General features: G+C 50.3%; 14 protein-coding genes. All 14 read left to right on the top strand.

Features of this window, described 5'->3' with window-relative positions; translation table 11 throughout:
* The first annotated feature begins 188 nt into the window (after positions 1-188).
* On the top strand, positions 189-1,334 hold the full coding sequence (locus J9892_RS19285; protein ID WP_210538732.1) for a glycosyltransferase family 4 protein: 1,146 nt from the start codon (positions 189-191) through the stop codon (positions 1,332-1,334).
* Positions 1,324-2,250, top strand: coding sequence for an NAD-dependent epimerase/dehydratase family protein (locus tag J9892_RS19290; RefSeq protein WP_210538733.1), 927 nt, complete (start codon positions 1,324-1,326; stop codon positions 2,248-2,250). Before J9892_RS19285 ends, J9892_RS19290 begins: the two co-directional genes overlap by 11 nt.
* A 28-nt stretch (positions 2,251-2,278) precedes the next feature.
* Positions 2,279-2,833, top strand: a complete 555-nt coding sequence (locus tag J9892_RS19295) for a sugar transferase (protein WP_210538734.1) — start codon at positions 2,279-2,281, stop codon at positions 2,831-2,833.
* A 42-nt stretch (positions 2,834-2,875) separates the two neighbouring features.
* Positions 2,876-4,837 carry a nucleoside-diphosphate sugar epimerase/dehydratase gene (locus J9892_RS19300; protein WP_210538735.1) on the top strand — a complete coding sequence of 654 codons (1,962 nt, stop codon included), beginning with the start codon at positions 2,876-2,878 and terminating at the stop codon, positions 4,835-4,837.
* Between the two features lie 38 nt (positions 4,838-4,875).
* Positions 4,876-5,784, top strand: coding sequence for a dTDP-4-dehydrorhamnose reductase (rfbD, locus tag J9892_RS19305; RefSeq protein WP_210538736.1), 909 nt, complete (start codon positions 4,876-4,878; stop codon positions 5,782-5,784).
* Between the two features lie 78 nt (positions 5,785-5,862).
* Positions 5,863-6,402: a dTDP-4-dehydrorhamnose 3,5-epimerase gene (gene rfbC, locus J9892_RS19310; RefSeq protein ID WP_210538737.1), complete on the top strand. Its 540-nt coding sequence runs from the start codon at positions 5,863-5,865 to the stop codon at positions 6,400-6,402.
* A gap of 267 nt (positions 6,403-6,669) precedes the next feature.
* The gene (locus tag J9892_RS19315; protein ID WP_324034145.1) at positions 6,670-7,785 is read left to right on the top strand and encodes a polysaccharide export protein; all 1,116 of its coding nucleotides are present in this window, start codon (positions 6,670-6,672) and stop codon (positions 7,783-7,785) included.
* A gap of 63 nt (positions 7,786-7,848) precedes the next feature.
* Complete coding sequence (locus tag J9892_RS19320; RefSeq protein WP_109111971.1) at positions 7,849-8,277, top strand: protein tyrosine phosphatase; 429 nt, start codon at positions 7,849-7,851, stop codon at positions 8,275-8,277.
* 55 nt (positions 8,278-8,332) lie between these two features.
* Complete coding sequence (locus tag J9892_RS19325) at positions 8,333-10,507, top strand: polysaccharide biosynthesis tyrosine autokinase (protein ID WP_210538739.1); 2,175 nt, start codon at positions 8,333-8,335, stop codon at positions 10,505-10,507.
* A gap of 268 nt (positions 10,508-10,775) precedes the next feature.
* On the top strand, positions 10,776-11,003 hold the full coding sequence (locus J9892_RS19330; RefSeq protein WP_210538740.1) for a hypothetical protein: 228 nt from the start codon (positions 10,776-10,778) through the stop codon (positions 11,001-11,003).
* Between the two features lie 70 nt (positions 11,004-11,073).
* Positions 11,074-11,745 (top strand): YjbF family lipoprotein, encoded by a 672-nt coding sequence (locus tag J9892_RS19335; protein ID WP_210538741.1) that lies wholly within the window; start codon positions 11,074-11,076, stop codon positions 11,743-11,745.
* Positions 11,746-11,792: 47 nt separating this feature from the next.
* Positions 11,793-12,497, top strand: coding sequence for a capsule biosynthesis GfcC family protein (locus tag J9892_RS19340; RefSeq protein ID WP_210538742.1), 705 nt, complete (start codon positions 11,793-11,795; stop codon positions 12,495-12,497).
* The gene (locus J9892_RS19345) at positions 12,494-14,578 is read left to right on the top strand and encodes a YjbH domain-containing protein (protein ID WP_180911066.1); all 2,085 of its coding nucleotides are present in this window, start codon (positions 12,494-12,496) and stop codon (positions 14,576-14,578) included. The genes J9892_RS19340 and J9892_RS19345 overlap by 4 nt, the downstream gene beginning before the upstream one ends.
* Positions 14,579-14,734: 156 nt before the next feature.
* Entirely contained in the window at positions 14,735-16,384 is a 1,650-nt protein-coding gene (locus J9892_RS19350; protein ID WP_246876719.1) for a Wzy polymerase domain-containing protein, read from the top strand.
* Positions 16,385-16,618 lie beyond the last annotated feature (234 nt).

The raw sequence follows: 16,618 nt of genomic DNA on the forward strand, positions 1-16,618 counted from the left end.
AAACTGGGGATAACGCCTTAAATGGCGAAGAAACGGTCTAAATAGGCTGATTCAAGGCATTTACGGGAGAAAAAATCGGCTCAAACATGAAGAAATGAAATGACTGAGTCAGCCGAGAAGAATTTCCCCGCTTATTCGCACCTTCCTTAGGTGTCTGACATTTTTTTTAAGATTTTGGGAGTACTTAGTTGGTTAACAGTACAGCTGAAGTTAAACATGTGAAGAAAGCCGTTTTTATCGTCAATAGGCCGGATTATCTTCTCTCTCATCGGCTTGGCTTGGTTCTTGAACTGAAAAAATCGGATTACCAAGTCCATGTTATATCAGTTCCACACGCATCTTCTAACGGTCTTGCAAACTTAGGCGTAGAATTTCATCCACTAAATATTGAGCGTGGTGGAGCTAATCCAATTTCTGAGCTCGTCTCAATACTTAAGTGCTATTTTTTAGTCAAAGATCTTTCTCCAGATTTACTACATTGTATAACAATTAAACCTGTTTTTTATGGTGCTTTTATTACTAGATTAATTAAAATACCCAAAGTAATAATTTCTGTAGCTGGTTTAGGTTCTGTTTTTACGACAAACTCTAACAAGAATAAGGTCCTTCGGTTTATTATTGTAAGCTTGCTTAGGTTTGGTTTCTATAAACGAAACGTCGAAGCCATATTTCAAAATAACGAAGACCTAACTTTTTTTGTAAGTAACTCCGTTATAGAGAAGCAACGGACACACCTTATCCGTGGCTCAGGGGTTGATCTTAATCTTTATTCTCTTGCCCCTTTACCACAAGAGTCATTGCAAACAGTTCTACTTCCAGCAAGGCTTATAGCTGAAAAAGGTGTAATGGAATTCGTAGAGGCGGCAAAAATAATACTTTCAAAGCGCGATGATGTTGAGTTTTGGTTGGCTGGTGAGCCAGACTTTGGGAACCCAACGTCGTTGAGTCACGAGACAATAGACCACTTAAAGGCGATCAGCGGTATTAGATTTCTGGGGCATCGATCAGATATGAATATGGTCTTAAAAAAATGTTCTTTAGTTGTCCTGCCTTCCTATAGAGAGGGCTTTCCTAAAGCTTTAATCGAAGCTGCTGCTGTTGGACGTCCAATTGTAACTACTGATGTACCAGGTTGTCGTGACGCTGTTATTCCAGGAGTAACAGGGCTTTTAGTTCCGTTAAAATCGGTAGATGATTTAGTATTCGCTATAGAAGATTTACTCAATAACAGAGAAAAAGCCCAGCAGTTTGGTTTAGCCGCCAGGAAGTTTGCTGAACAGAACTTTGATGTCCACCGTGTTACGGCAATGCATAGAGTGATTTATGGACTTTAAGAATAAGCGCCTTCTTATTACCGGGGCCAATGGCTTTGTTGGGCGAAAACTTGTGGAGTTTTTACGCAGTAAAGGCGCTATAACTTATCTTTTCTCAAGGACTCTAGCGTCTAATATGGATAAAGATTTGGTATCTTTAGATGATATTTCACAGTTGAAAATTGATGTAGTAATACATTTAGCAGCAAAAGCTCATGTTATTGAAAAAAAGGACTCTAAATCTCTAGATGATCTTTACTTATCAAACGTCGACTTACCTTTATCAATTGCTACCGAATCGCTTAAAGCTGGAGCAAAAAGGTTTATATTTATTAGTTCTATAGGTGTACTCGGTGTATCAAATAACCATCCATTTACCGCTTCCAGTATCACCGCTCCGCATGATTTGTATTCCGCGTCTAAGCTCGATGCTGAGTTAAAGCTTTGGAGTTGGTCATTAAAATATAATTGTGAGCTGGTAGTTATTAGGCCACCTCTTGTCTATGGGCCTAGAGCTCCGGGGAACTTTGGGAGACTGTCTGTGCTCGTACAGAAAAATCTTCCGTTACCGCTTGGCGCAATTCACAATAAACGTAGCTTGGTTGCTCTTGATAATTTAGTTGACTTAATTGCGACCTGTGTTGTTCACCCCAAAGCGGCAAATCAGACTTTTCTGGTTAGTGATGATCAGGATTTGTCCACTACTGAGCTAATAACGCTTATGGCACGAGCTGCTGGTAAAAAACCTTGTCTAATTCCGTTTCCTGCCCGCCTCTTATTTTTTATGGCTAAGTTGGTAGGAAAGGCTGCTGTTGTAGATAGATTGTGTAGTAACTTGCAGGTTGATATTAGTCATACTAAAGATACGCTTGGTTGGAAGCCGCCGATTTCGGTAGAAGAGGGGATTCGACGGTGTTTTAATAGTGTTGAGTGTTGAGTTTAATTGTTTTTCCTATTGAGGTTCTATGTTAATTCGGTTGTTGGATATTATTTTCGCTTTTTGTGGCTTAGTGTTCGGTTTTCCTGTGTTGGCTATTTTAACCATTATTGGTTTGTTTGATACTGGTTCTCCTATTTTTTGCCAGGTCAGGGTGGGGCGCCATAAAAAAGCTTTTACATTGGTTAAATTCCGTACCATGAGGGTAGGTACTGAGTCGGTAGCCAGCCATTTGGCTAGTGCGTCATCAATTACTCCTTTTGGTAATTTTTTGAGAAAGAGTAAATTAGATGAGCTCCCACAACTGTGGAATGTGCTAAAAGGTGAAATGAGTCTGGTTGGGCCCCGTCCTTGCTTGTTTAATCAGGAGGAGTTAATCGTCGAGCGTAACAAGCATGGAGTGTTTAAAGTGCGGCCGGGTATTACCGGATTGGCACAGGTCAATACTATCGATATGTCTACACCCAAGCTACTCGCCGAGACAGATGCAAAAATGATCGAATCCTTAACCCTGAAAGATTATTTCACCTATATTTTGCAAACGGTAACCGGGAAAGGGTCCGGAGACCGTGTAATACGATAAGTCATTTTTAAAACATCTCCTTTGTAGGGTGGATATGATCCCATGCTGACTTTTTTTCTAGGGCTATCACGCCCTTTAAAGCGGAGCGTATCGGTACTGATCGATGCGATGTTGCTAACCGTTGCCTTCTGGGGGGGGTATTGGGTTCGATTAGATATGGCGATACCGATTCGAAGCCTCCACCATTGGGAACTGTTGGTATTACTAATTCCTGTTACTGTATTTATTTTTGCCAAGCTGGGACTATATCGTGCTGTATTGCGCTATGTTGGTTTTAAAGTGCTTTGGACTGTCTCTTTAGGCATATTTTTATCAACCTTATGTTTGGTAACATTTTCATTCTTTTTAGAGGTTTTTTTACCAAGAACGGTTTCAGTGATTTATTTTGCCTTTGCAGTTCTTCTAATTGGAGGAGTGCGCCTTTTCTTTCGAATGCTAGTAAACCGTGGTAAGGGGAGTCGAGTTCCTGTGCTTATTTATGGAGCCGGCTCTTCTGGGCGCCAGCTTCAGCTAGCCCTGAACCAGGGGCAGGAGTTTTTCCCGGTTGCTTTTGTTGATGATGCCCCTCATTTTAGGAAAGCCCTGATTCAGGGGAACAACGTATATTCCCCCGATGAGATTGGTGAGCTGATCATGCGGTTTGGCGTGAAAAAAATATTGCTCGCTATTCCCAGCGCATCACGTGTGGTACGCCAGGATGTACTTCGTCGGTTAGAACCTTTTCCCTGTGAAGTACTCTCTATTCCGGGTATGGCTGATTTGGTTGGCGGTAAAGCTCAAATCAATGAATTAAAGGAAGTTTCTATTGAGGACTTGCTAGGCAGAGATCCTGTTGCTCCGATACCAGAGCTTTTAAACGCCAATATTACTGGCAAACGAGTTATGGTGACTGGGGCTGGAGGTTCAATAGGTTCTGAGTTATGCCGCCAGATTATCCGGTGTAAACCTGAGAAATTGATCCTCTTTGAATTATCGGAATATGGGCTGTATGCAATAGACAAAGAACTCAATGACTTTTGTGAGCACGAGGGTATTGATGTTGAGATAGTGCCTCTGCTGGGTTCGGTACAGCGTCAGAATCGTTTATTTACCATCATGAGTAATTTAAGAGTTCAGACGGTCTATCACGCGGCAGCCTATAAACATGTTCCCTTAGTTGAATATAATGTTGTGGAAGGTGTCAGAAATAATATATTCGGTACCCTCTATTGTGCGCAGGCTGCAATTGAGTCTGGTGTTGAGACTTTCGTCTTGATCTCAACTGACAAGGCTGTGCGGCCAACGAATACCATGGGAGCGACTAAGCGTTTGGCTGAGCTTATACTACAGGCATTGGCCTCTGCTCAGAATCAGACACGTTTTTGCATGGTACGCTTTGGCAATGTGCTGGGCTCTTCTGGTTCGGTGGTTCCCCTGTTTCGCAAGCAGATCCAGGACGGTGGTCCTCTCACCGTAACTCACCCCGATATCATCCGTTATTTTATGACCATCCCCGAAGCTTCCCAGTTGGTGATCCAGGCGGGGGCTATGGGGAGTGGCGGTGATGTCTTTGTGCTTGATATGGGGCAACCGGTGAAAATTATTGAATTGGCATATCGCATGATTCGCTTGAGTGGCCTGATTCTTAAAAATGAAAAAAATCCGAATGGAGATATTGAAGTAAAAATTACGGGGTTACGGCCAGGCGAAAAGCTTTTTGAAGAGTTGCTCATCGGTGACAATGTGCTAGGTACTCATCATCCGAGGATCATGAAGGCAAATGAGCAACTGCTGCCTTGGGCTGAACTGCGTGCCCTGCTTCTTAGAATTGATGCCGCTTGCCATCACTTTGATCATGAGCAACTTCGCAGCCTATTGCTGGAGGCACCAGCCGCATTCACACCCACCGATGGCATCTGTGACCTGGTGTGGAAGGCTCGGAGTGAGTTTAAGCCAGACTTGATTAGCTCTTCCGCCACCGATATCGAGTTTTTGAATACGGAGATTCATCACCCTGTGCACTGATATGGGTCTCTTATCTCTGGGCCAGAGGAAAATGGCCGATGAGTGACGCCGGGTCACTGCCGTCAGTATCACCAATCTTATTGTTGGGGGGGGCTGGCCAACTTGGTCTGGCACTGTGTAAGGAGCTTGGTAAGGAAGGACTATCACTACCAGGGCGGACGGAGGTCGATCTTCTGCAACCGGGGCAGTTGGCCTACTGGGTGGAACAACTGCGGCCACGGGTGATCATCAACGCTGCCGCATATACCCTAGTTGATCAAGCGGAAACTGAACCAGAGTTGGCCTATAAAATGAATGCACAGGCGGTAGTGGCATTGTCTGAAGCCGCCAAGCGGGTCGGAGCGCTATTGGTGCACTTTTCCACAGACTATGTCTTCGATGGTTACGGTGACAGTCCTTGGCGAGAAGAGGATAAACCTGCTCCCCTTAATGTTTATGGATTGAGCAAATGGCAGGGGGAGCAGGCCATCCTAGCGAGTGGTTGTCGCCATCTGATTCTGCGTACTAGCTGGCTGCACAGCCCCTATCGGCATAATTTTTTGAAAACTATGCTGCGTCTGGGGCAGGAGCGGGCCTCGCTCTCCGTGGTCTGCGATCAGATCGGGGCTCCCACCTCGGCCGCCCTGCTGGCAAAGGTGACCCTGGGGGCAATTGAGCAGACGCTGGCCAATCCTGTGTTATGTGGGCTCTATCATGTGACGGCTTGCGGGCAGGTAAGTTGGTTTGATTACGCTAGCTTTATCTTTGCCGAGGCGCAGAGATTGGGGCTTGAGCTTAAAGTTAGAGAGACTAAGCCGGTGCTGAGTTGCGTCTATCCTACTGCAGCTAGGCGACCACTGAATTCCCGTCTTGACACGAGCAAGCTTCGTACTACCTTCGGCCTCGAGTTACCTCATTGGAGCGAAGGAGTCGAGGAAACGCTTCGTCAGCTCCTGAAAGAAAAATGATATCTGCAGGTTTTGCAATAGGTAGGTTTGTCCTACAGGCTAAGCCATCTGGGTGGGTCAATACACTGAGTGACTACGATGGATTTTCTTCCCCTGGCGATTCCCGATGTGATGTTAATCAAGCATCGACTGTATACCGATGAGCGTGGCAGCTTTATGGAGCTGTTTCGTCAGCAGGATTTTACCGCCCGTTGTGGTGAGATGAATTTCGTGCAAGATAACTTGAGCCGTTCCTGCCAAGGTACGCTGCGTGGTTTGCACTACCAGATCGTACGGCCACAGGGCAAGCTGGTGCAGGTCATTTCTGGCACCATCTTCGACGTGGCGGTGGATTTGCGTCGGAATAGTCCTACCTGTGGGCAATGGGTGGGGCAACATCTCGATGCCGATACGCCCATGTCGCTCTGGATTCCCCCCGGTTTTGCGCACGGTTTCTATGTGTTGAGCGAGATGGCGACAGTGCTTTATAAGTGCACCGACTATTACAGTCCTGAATATGAACGTACACTCCATTGGGCTGACCCCGAGTTGGCTATAGTGTGGCCGCTTATGGAAAATATACCCTTGGTCCTGTCTGACAAGGATCGTCAGGCCCCTTTTATTAACTCTTCAAACTGATTAGGGAAGGTGCGAATAAGTCATATGGCACGAGAGCATTTACTGGTAACCCATTGATATTAAATGACTAAAATTTTCATTTTTTGTTCGTGGGATACTTGTTCGCACTTTCCTTAGCTGTTTGCATCGAAGCTTAGCATATATGTAATTGATGCGACTTAGAGTGTTTAATTTTAGAGAAAAAGCTCTCTAGTTTTTATAAAATCCGCTATCATACGGTGATTTTTTCCAGTCAGTTTTTGATGGCAAGCTAAATAAGGTGTGGAAGTGAAAAGGATTCAGCTCATCCCTCTGTTGTCGGCCGTGGCTCTACTCAGTGCATGTACTGTGGTGCCGGGTACCAATCTTTCCACCAGTGGCAAAACCGAGGTGGCTACAGGTTCAGTTGATGTTGATCAACTGGCCGATGTCTACCCGGTGACGCCAGCACTGGTCAGCGAGTTGCGCAAGGCGCCTGTGGTGGGCAAGGCCAACCCTGAGCTCAATCGCCAGATCAGCAGTTATGAGTACCGTATCGGGGTTGGCGACATCCTCAATGTGACGGTGTGGGATCACCCGCAGTTGACCATTCCTGCCGGCTCCTACCGCAGCGCGAGCGAGGCAGGTAACTGGGTACATGCGGATGGCTCCATCTTCTATCCCTATATCGGCAAGGTCGCCGTGGTGGGAAAAACGGTATCTGAAATCCGTGTGGATATTGCCAAGCGGTTGGCTCAGTTTATTGAAAGCCCACAGGTCGATGTCAGCATTGCCGCTTTCCGCTCCCAGAAGGTCTACATCTCCGGCGAAGTAGCCAAACCTGGAGCGCAGCCCATCACCAATGTGCCGATGACGCTGCTCGATGCCTTCAATCTGGCCGGGGGCTTGAGCCCGACGGCAGATTGGCATCATGTGGTCCTGACTCGCCAAGGCAAGGAATACCCGCTGTCGCTGCAGGATCTCTTGCAGTATGGCGACCTCTCTCACAACCAGCTGATGCGCGATGGCGACATGCTCTATGTGCCGCGCAATGATGCCCAGAAAGTGTTTGTCATGGGGGAAGTCAACAAGGCTTCAACCTTGACCATTGGTCGTGAGGGAATGAGCCTGACGGAAGCCCTGAGCAGTGCCGAGGGGTTGAACCAGAATGCTGCCAATGCCACAGGGATTTTCGTATTGCGCCCGGCAGGCAAGTCACAGCAGAAAGCCGCCATCTATCAACTTGATTTGAGTGACGCCACTGCGCTGGTGATGGGGACGGAGTTTGCGTTGCAACCCTATGACGTTGTGTATGTGACAACCGCACCTGTGACGCGCTGGAACCGCGTGTTGAGTCAACTGGTTCCCTCCATCAATGGCTTTAACGAGTTGACGGAAGGTATGTTGCGGGTTCGCAACTGGTAACGCTCAATAGATATTGACTCGGGCCCCTTGGCATCGTGTTGAAGATGAAAGAGTGACAGTAATATGTTTGAGAAAATTCTCGTCGTGTGTGTGGGCAATATATGTCGTTCCCCGACGGGTGAGCGTCTGCTGCGGGAGCGTTTGCCCGGCCGTGATATCCGTTCTGCCGGAGTGAGCGCCCTGGTTGACAAGCCTGCCGATCAGGTCGCTAGCGACGTAGCCCAGCAACATGGGGTCTCGCTGGAAGGGCATGTTGCGCGTCAGCTTAACCGCGCGTTGTGCCAGGAGGCCGATCTCATCCTTGTCATGGAGAAAGGGCATATTTCCGCCGTGACCGCTATTGATCCTGGCGCCCGCGGCAAGACCATGCTCTTTGGCCACTGGCTGGGGGAGTGCGAGGTGCCAGATCCCTATCGCCTCAGCCGGGAAGCCTACGAGCACGTTTATCAGTTGCTGGTGCGTGGTGCTGATGGCTGGGTGAAAAAACTGTAACCACAGCCTGTGTCTGTGTTCGGGTTTATCTGACAATAAAAATGGACTCTGTGTAATGACGACTTCTTCTGTTTCGTCCCGGCAAAACAATGCCGCGGTGGAGAACGATGAGATCGATCTGGGACGCCTGCTGGGCTACCTGATCGATGGCCGTTGGTGGATTGTGAGTATCACCGGCTTCTTTATGATGATGGGTGTTGCTTACGCCTTGCTGGTGACACCAGTCTTCAAGGCCAACGCCCTGCTGCAAGTGGAAAAAAAGACCAGCGGCACCGCTCTTCTGGGTGACATGGCCGATGTGCTGGGTGGCGAACAGGCTGATGCCGCCGCTGAGATAGAACTTTTGACCTCGCGCATGGTGCTTGGCCGCACGGTACAAGAGCTCCACCTTGATACTGTGGTGACCCCCGATTTCTTCCCGCTGGTTGGCCGCGGTGTGTCTCGCCTGATGGGCCAGCCCTATCCCAGGATGGCGATTAGTCGTTTTGAGGTGGCATCCGAGCTGATTGGTACTTCCTTCACTTTGACCTTGACCGGAGAAAACCGTTTTACCTTGGAGGTGAAAGGCCGGGTGCTGGAAGGTCAGGTGGGTAAATTGCTTCAGAACGAAGATGTAACACTGCTCTTGTCTGATGTGGCCGCTTATGAGGGGCAAGTTTTCACGTTGGCCAAAAAGCCTGTACTTGATGTGATTGCCGAATTACAAAGTGGTCTCCAAGTTAGCGAGAAGGGCAAGAATACCGGGATCATCTCCCTGGCGCTGGAAGGGGAAGACAAGGTGCGCATTCGCGCTGTGCTCGATAACATCAGCCAGAACTATCTCCAGCAGAACGTGCTGCGCAAGACCGAAGAAGCCCAGAAGAGCCTGGATTTCCTGCAGACCCATCTGCCCCAGGTCAAAGATGACTTGAACCGTTCGGAAGAACTGCTCAATACGTATCGTCAACAGAACGAGTCGGTTGATCTGTCGCTCGAAGCGAAAGCCGCACTGGATACCATGGTCGGGATTGAAAAACAGCTCAATGAGTTGACCTTCCGTGAAGCCGAGCTGCAACAGCTCTATACCCGTCAGCATCCGGCCTATATCGCGTTGATGGAGAAGCGTCAGACTCTGATCAACACCAAGAACAACATCAACAAGTCGATCAAGCGCCTGCCGAAAACTCAGCAGGATATCTTGCGACTGACCCGTGATGTGCAAGTGGGCCAGGAGATCTTCGTCCAGCTGCTCAACAAGCAGCAAGAGCTCAATATCATGAAGGCGGGGACCATCGGTAATGTGCGTATCATCGATGATGCCGCAGTCGAAACCCGGGCAGTCAAGCCGAAGAAGCCGCTGATCGTGGTGCTGGCGACGCTGCTTGGAGGCATGTTGTCAGTGGGCCTTATCCTGGTGCGCGCTGCATTCCACCGGGGTGTCGAGAGCCCCGAACAGTTGGAAGAGACGGGCCTGTCCGTCTACGCCACGATTCCCTATTCCGAAGATCAGGCCAAGATAGAGCAGCAGAAGAAGAAAGGTCGAAAAGCGATGGCTCTCAATGAAGCCTTGCTGGCCGCCCGTAATCCGGCCGACCTGGCGATGGAGTCGCTGCGCAGTCTGCGTACCAGCCTGCATTTCGCCATGATGGAGGCCAAAAACAACATCGTCATGATCTCGGGTCCTGGCCCTGGCATCGGTAAAACCTTCGTATCGACCAACTTTGCTGCCACCTTGGCCATGGGGGGCAAGAAGGTACTGGTCATCGATGCGGACTTGCGCAAGGGCTATATGCAGAAAGTCATGGGGCAAGAGATGGGGGCTGGCTTGAGCGCCTATCTGGCGGGTCAAAGCGAGATGATGCAGGTGATCAGCAAGACTGGGTTTGACGGGCTCGATTTTGTCTGTCGTGGCGCCGTGCCGCCCAACCCCTCAGAATTGCTGATGCATCCTCGCTTCAAAGCGCTGATGGATTGGGCCGCCGAACATTACGACTTTGTGATCGTCGACTCCCCGCCGATCCTGGCGGTCACCGATGCGGCCATCGTCGGTCAGCATGTCGGGGCATCCTTGTTGGTGGCACGTTTTGCCAAGACGGCTGTGAAAGAGGTGGAAGTGGCGATTCGTCGCTTCGAGCAAAATGGTGTGGTCATCAAGGGTGTTCTGCTCAACGCGGTAGAAAAGAAAGCCAGCAGTTATTACGGTAATTACGGATATTATCAATATAGTTATGGTGATAAAACCAAAGCCTGATCCGGCTGCAGATGATAGATAAGGGATTAGTAATATTCAGGGAGGCAAAATTGAAGGTTCAATTGATGCCTCCTTTGAGTAATACTAGGGAAGGTGCGAATAAGTCATATGGCACGAGAGCATTTACTGGTAACCCATTGATATTAAATGACTAAAATTTTCATTTTTTGTTCGTGGGATACTTGTTCGCACTTTCCCCTAGATAAGACTGAGAGCGTTAACCTTCTCAGTATTATGTTTTAGCTGTGTCAACAAAAAGGAAGATAACATGAAGAAGACTGCGTTTGTTTTGGCCGCCCTGCTGGCTGTTTCTGCTAATGCCATGGCTGCCGAAGAAACTGGCGGTGCTGCAGGTGCGGGGGCGAGCAGTGCTGCTGCGGGTGTGGCTGGTACTACCATTGCAATTGGGGCTGCTGCTGCACTGGTTACTGTGATTGCGGTATCTGAATCCAACAACCGTAACAACAATACCAATACCACCACCTCAACCCGATAATATTCAACAAGGCTGCTCTGTTTGAGCAGCCTTGTTTTTCTTCTTATCCCTCATGGATGGTGTATTGCGCGTGGCACAGTATTTATCTTATTTCCCCTCCCGATTATTGGTATGGTCAGCCACGTTCTTATTGGCTGGCTGCAGCAACTCAACCCATCAGACGATCGAGACTCTGGGTTATGTGTTCAACAAGCCTGATGATATTGTACTGACCTCATCCGAGCTGAGAGCGCTACCCTATGCGAGTGCCTATATCAAGGTGGGCGATCTCCCCCAGGCGTTGGTTGTACTGGCATATGTCAATGGTCCGCGCATGTCATGGATGAGCGCCGATGGTGTGATGTTTGTGACCCAGCATGGGCGCTTGATTAAAACAGTGGGTTTGCCAAATGATTTGCGCTATCTGGGGAGTCTGGATAAGGATCCGCTGAAGACTTTACGGTTAGACAAGACACCCTCGATGGTGTGGTATAGCGTCGCTGAGTGGTCGAAAAAATACACCAGTGGCTATCCCTTGAGTATGCATTACACGCAGATGGGGAATGAGGTTCTGAATATTATGGACCGCCCCTATAAAACGACGATTGTAGAAGAGCATGTCGTTACCGCCCCGAATGAAGAGCGATGGCTGAATCATTTCTGGATCGATGAGCAGACAGGTCAAGTTCGTAAATTCCAGCAGCAATTAGGCCCTTCCTTGCCAATGATCGAAATGACATTCCTTAAGCCCTATTCATCATGAAAATAATATATAGCTTATTGCTCGCAACCTTGGGGGCTGCCCCCGTTATGGCAGATGTGTCCGTATCTGTTTGGTGGCAAGGTCAACCGACAGCAACAATGACTCATCCCCAGTCCATGCTGTTGAGTGACGCGTTGTTAAACTCGGCAGTCTCTCAGTACGATAATTATTGGCCTGTCGCTCATATTTCTACTCCTGCGCGCCAAAAAGACATTGAGTATCAACAGCAAGCCGTGCTGAAGGATCTCAGATTGCTGGCAACGTACTGGCAGCAGCATGATGAAGCTGAGCTCGCCCATGCCGCTTTACAGTTGAATCAACAGTTACAGCAGTTGCATTTGACAGGGCGTTTCGAATTGCCTGTGGATCCGGATATCAGCCTGGCGCCCTCAGGTGCCAACCCCGTATTGCAGGGGGATTATCAGCTGTATCTTGCCCCTCGCCGTTCGCAAATCTATCTGGCTGGCTTGATTGCTCACCCTGGTGAGGCCCCGGTTTTGCCTGCGGCAGGGCTGAGAGAGTACTGGAAAAAGCTGGATCGCTTGTCCGGAAGTGATGACACCGGCGCGTATCTGATTTCCCCCAGTGGCAAATCTGAGTGGATCCCCGTTGCCATCTGGAATGAACGCCATGTCGAAGCCATGCCAGGTGCCACTCTGTTTGTCGGTTTTGCTCCGAGTGTGCTGCCTGAGCAATATACAGACTTGAATACACGCATGTTGACGTTGTTAGCGAATCGGATGCCCAAATGACCTATCCAAGACTCTCACTGATTGCCCTGCTGGTATCCTTTGCAACACACGCTGATGCCGACATTTTTGAGCCGTTGGGTCCATCACAAAGTGACTTCGGCGGCGTTGGCTTGCTGCAAATGCCAACCGCCAGAATGGCCAAGACGGGTGAATTCAGTGCCAATTATGTTGATGATGATCAGTACCGTCGCTGGTCTATGTCAGTGCAGCCGTTCGACTGGCTTGAAGCCACTTTGCGTTATACCGACGTAAGAACTCGCCTTTATAGTGCAAACTCCGGATTCAGTGGTGACCAGACTTACAAAGACAAGGGCATGGATGTCAAAGTCAGGTTGCTGGAAGAGTCTACCTGGATCCCGAATCTCTCTCTGGGTTTTCGTGACCTGATGGGGACGGGGCTGTTTGACAGTGAGTACATTGTCGGCAGCAAGCGTGTTGGCCCGTTTGATTTCACCCTTGGTATGGGCTGGGGAAATATGGGGGAGAGCGGGAACATTACCAATCCTTTTTGCGAGTGGAAAAATGATTGGTGTTCACGAGATAATGGTTATTCCAGCGGTGGTGGCAAATTTGAAACAAAAAATATGTTCCACGGTAATGCTGCCTTGTTTGGGGGTGTTGAATATCAGACACCTTGGCAGCCACTTCGCCTGAAGCTGGAATATGATGGCAATGATTATAGCAATGAATTTGCCGGGAAAATTGATCATTCATCTCCTATCAATATAGGTGCTGTTTATCGTCTGTTTGATTACATGGACACTCATCTTAGTTATCAGAGGGGAAATACTCTGATGTGGGGTGTTACTCTTCGGACCAACTTTAATGATTTACGTCAGAATCATTTAGATGAGCCTCGCCCTGTGTATATCGCTGAAAAGGCCCCGATAGACTCGTCACACGTTGATTGGCCTGTCATGGCAGGACAGTTTGAAAGCAATGCTGGTTGGAATACAGCATCACTTTATAGTGACCAGTCCACTGTAACCTTGCTGGGTCAACAGCACAAATATAGGGACCAGCAAGAAGCGATCGATCGTACTGCTCTGGTTGCGATTAATCATCTGCCTGACACTGTCGAAGAGTTGAGAGTCATTGAGCGCCAGCGAGATTTCCAGTTGCAAGAGACGGTGATTGATCTCGACTCTGTGCGAAAGGCGAACCAGCCCCAGGTTCTTGGGCAGGAGGCAGTGGTAGAAGAGCATCAAAAAGTACCTGCTCCTGTTCAGGGAACGCTCCGTTACCAATCTGAACCAGAGTGGTTCTCTTATTCATTTGACCCGGCCCTGACGCAATCTTTTGGTGGTCCTGAATCATTTTATATGTATCAGATAGGCATTAATGCCAACAGTGAACTGCGTCTTTCCGATAAGGATTGGTTACAGGGTACGTTGTTCTTCAATATTGCGAACAATTACGACAAATTTAATTACAAAACACCACCTGCCGACACGGATGCGTTACCGAGAGTACGCACTTGGGTGAGAGAGTATGTCGACTCTTCCAATATTCTGCTGAACAACCTCCAGTTAACACATATGGAGCAACTTGGTCAGGAGTGGTACGGCCAGGCATACGGCGGCTATCTGGAAATGATGTACGCCGGTGTCGGGGGAGAGGTGCTTTATCGTCCTTTCGGTCAGTCATGGGCTCTGGGTCTGGATACCAACTGGGTCAAGCAGCGTGATTGGAACAACACCCTGAAGATGGCTGATTACGACGTTGCTACGGGTCACTTGACTGGCTATTGGCAGTTGCCTTTCATGGACAATGTCACTGCCAAGGTAGCTGTCGGGCGTTATCTGGCTGGTGACCTGGGGGCCACGTTTGATTTCTCCAAGCGCTTTGACTCCGGGATTGTGATGGGAGCATACGCAACCTTGACGGATGTGTCGGCCGAAGAGTATGGGGAAGGCAGTTTTACCAAAGGTATCTACATCACGATTCCCTTTGACTTGATGTTGATTCGTCCCACAACATCCAAGGGAACAATTGGATGGGTTCCTCTGACAAGAGATGGGGGGCAGATGCTCAGCCGTAGCCATACCTTGTATGACATGACCGAACGCCTGCCGCTGTAAGGCTCTTCTCGGTATTGATTCGTTAGTCTAATGAGCCGTGATAGTGTTTTCGCTGTCACGGCTTTTTTTATGCATGATGAGGCATAAATGGGAAGAGAGTGCAGTTTGGTTCAAAAGGTTTTTTGGGGAACATCAGTCTTGTACTGGTTGCTTGGCATGCATTTTTTCATGCACAACCCGGGCGGGGCAGGGCTCTATCTGCCGTTCAATGCCTGGGGCTGGATCTTCGCCAGCCTGGTGATGGCGCTGGGGCTGTGGTATGTGACCCTCAGCCAGCGACTGGTGGTCTCGCCGCTGCTGACGGCCCAGTGGCTGGGGGGGATCTTGTTGTTGCTGCCCATGGCCTATCCGGGATTCGAGCTCAAGGACTATGCCATTCCCCGGCTGCTGGGGCTGTTTGCCGGCCTGCTGTTTCTGGCAAGCCTCTATCAGTGGCGATTCGGCCGCGAGGCGCGAGACCGGCTGCTCTATATGCTGCTGGGGGCCGTCGCCATTGAGGCGCTGCTTGGCCTGGTGCAGTATTACCTGCTGGTGCCGGGCAACTGGATTGGGTACGACACCCAGACCAACCGCCCCTATGGCATCTTCCAGCAACCCAACGTGATGGCGAGCTTCATGGCGACCGGCCTGTCACTGGCCATCTGGCTGGAGCTGCGCGGTGATGCCAACCCCTGGCTCAAGGGGCTGCGATATGGGGTGATCCTGGCCACTTCTCTGCTGCTGGTGGTCCTGCAATCGCGGGTCGGGCAACTGGGCTGCGTGATGGCTCTCTTGCTGCTGTCTGCCCAGCTGGGGCGTGAGCGGCGGCTGGGCCGGATGCTCGCGCTGGTGGCCCTGGGCATTCTGCTCGGGCTGGCCTCGCAATACCTGATGGCCGGTGCCAGACGAGGGCTGGAGATCTACCAGTCCGGCGGCATGCGCTCGATCTACTGGCCCTACGCCGCCAAGCTGATTGCCCAGATGCCCTGGACCGGTTGGGGCTATGGCAGCTTCGAGTCGGTGTTTCTCCATCACTACATGGCCGACAAGGCGCTGAATCCGGCCATGGTACAGATCGAGTACAACCTGGATCACCCCCACAACGAGTTTCTCTACTGGGCGGTGGAAGGGGGCCTGGCCCCCATGCTGGGCATGGTGCTGATGGGCGGTGCCCTGCTGTGGCGTCTGAGCCGGGTGGGCTGGGTCAAGGGCGCCGCCTTGCTTGCACTGGTGACCCCCATCTTGCTGCACACCCAGACCGAGTACCCCTTCTACCACGCCATCGCCCTGTGGTGGGCGCTGCTGCTGCTCCTGTATGCGATGGATGCGGAGGTGGAGGAGCAAGACCACGGCAACTGGCGCGACCATCTGTGCCGCCCCTGGTTGCTGCTGCGCTTCATGGCCATCGCCATTCCCCTGATCGTCATCCCCTTCATGCTGACCGCCCTGCATACCGCCTGGGTGGTGACCAAGTATGAGCGGGGCGGTTACAAGCAGCCTGCACTCCTGCTCGACATCGTCAACCCCATGGCCTGGCTGACCCGGGTGGAGTTCGACGTGAACGCGGTGCGCCTCATGGTCGGTCTGCAGGCCAACAACCAGGCGGAGCTTGAAGCCTACCTCGACTGGGGGCAGGCCTTCGTGCGCCATACCCCGAGGGCCAATATCTACGCCAACATGGTGATCGCCCTCAATGCCCTGGGGCGGACGGCGGAGGCCGAGAGCCTGCGCTCCCGGGCCCTGCAGCTCTACCCGGGTGAGCCCTTGCTCACCGGATCGGCGGCCAGGTCGGTCGCCACCACCCTGGAGCGCAAGCCCTCATCCTGATGGCATGACAGAGCTGCGTTGTTGCATAACGGCCGCCTTGCGGCCGTTATCATTTCCATCTCAGGCAAGCTGGCAGTCAGCTTTGGTGCCGTCATTCCGCACCTGATTTTGCTATTTTCAGTGCTTGACGGCGATCGGCCGTTCTGATCTATTACTCTCTTTTGCAGGTAGATCATCATGGCCGCACCCGCTATCTCGATCCGTAACCTCGATCACCTTGGTTTGGTCGCCGCA

The sequence above is a fragment of the Aeromonas sp. Prich7-2 genome, from assembly GCF_017939255.1.
Taxonomy (GTDB): domain Bacteria; phylum Pseudomonadota; class Gammaproteobacteria; order Enterobacterales; family Aeromonadaceae; genus Aeromonas; species Aeromonas caviae.

Bases quoted from the DNA above. Each gene is read 5' to 3' on its own strand.
- J9892_RS19290 (WP_210538733.1), top strand. From the start codon at position 1,324: ATGGACTTTAAGAATAAGCGCCTTCTTATTACCGGGGCCAATGGCTTT.
- J9892_RS19295 (WP_210538734.1), top strand. From the start codon at position 2,279: ATGTTAATTCGGTTGTTGGATATTATTTTCGCTTTTTGTGGCTTAGTG.
- J9892_RS19300 (WP_210538735.1), top strand. From the start codon at position 2,876: ATGCTGACTTTTTTTCTAGGGCTATCACGCCCTTTAAAGCGGAGCGTA.
- rfbD (WP_210538736.1), top strand. From the start codon at position 4,876: ATGAGTGACGCCGGGTCACTGCCGTCAGTATCACCAATCTTATTGTTG.
- rfbC (WP_210538737.1), top strand. From the start codon at position 5,863: ATGGATTTTCTTCCCCTGGCGATTCCCGATGTGATGTTAATCAAGCAT.
- J9892_RS19320 (WP_109111971.1), top strand. From the start codon at position 7,849: ATGTTTGAGAAAATTCTCGTCGTGTGTGTGGGCAATATATGTCGTTCC.
- J9892_RS19325 (WP_210538739.1), top strand. From the start codon at position 8,333: ATGACGACTTCTTCTGTTTCGTCCCGGCAAAACAATGCCGCGGTGGAG.
- J9892_RS19330 (WP_210538740.1), top strand. From the start codon at position 10,776: ATGAAGAAGACTGCGTTTGTTTTGGCCGCCCTGCTGGCTGTTTCTGCT.
- J9892_RS19340 (WP_210538742.1), top strand. From the start codon at position 11,793: ATGGCAGATGTGTCCGTATCTGTTTGGTGGCAAGGTCAACCGACAGCA.
- J9892_RS19345 (WP_180911066.1), top strand. From the start codon at position 12,494: ATGACCTATCCAAGACTCTCACTGATTGCCCTGCTGGTATCCTTTGCA.
- J9892_RS19350 (WP_246876719.1), top strand. From the start codon at position 14,735: ATGCATTTTTTCATGCACAACCCGGGCGGGGCAGGGCTCTATCTGCCG.